The sequence below is a fragment of the Pauljensenia sp. UMB3104 genome, from assembly GCF_030217285.1.
Lineage (GTDB): Bacteria > Actinomycetota > Actinomycetes > Actinomycetales > Actinomycetaceae > Pauljensenia.
This window is the reverse complement of record NZ_JASONN010000078.1, coordinates 1-413: the sequence shown is the minus strand read 5'-3', so window position 1 is coordinate 413 and position 413 is coordinate 1. Positions and strand designations below refer to the sequence as shown.

1 protein-coding gene is annotated in these 413 nt (G+C 64.9%); it reads left to right on the top strand.

Annotated elements, in window-relative coordinates; translation table 11 throughout:
• Positions 1 to 413: transposase (locus QP415_RS13810; protein WP_285100058.1), on the top strand; the 413-nt coding region annotated here is incomplete at both ends.

The window sequence follows — 413 nt, the reverse complement described above, 5'->3', positions numbered from 1 at the left end:
GTCGCTGACTGCTACTTAGCGGGAGTATCCACGCGCCGCATGGACAAGCTCGTCAAAACCCTGGGGATCACAGGACTATCCAAGTCCCAGGTCTCACGCATGGCAGCCGACCTGGACGAACACGTGGACGAGTTCCGCCATCGCCCCCTCCACGACGCTGGGCCTTTCACGTTCGTCGCCGCTGACGCACTGACCATGAAAGTGCGCGAAGGAGGGCGCGTCGTCTCGTGCGCGGTCCTAGTTGCCACCGGAGTCAACAATGACGGACACCGCGAAGTGCTGGGGGTGCGCGTATCCACCAGCGAGACCGGCCCGGCGTGGAACGAGTTCTTCGCCGACCTAGTCGCCCGAGGCCTCACCGGCGTGCGCCTGGTCACCAGCGACGCCCATCTGGGCCTAGTTGAGGCCATCGC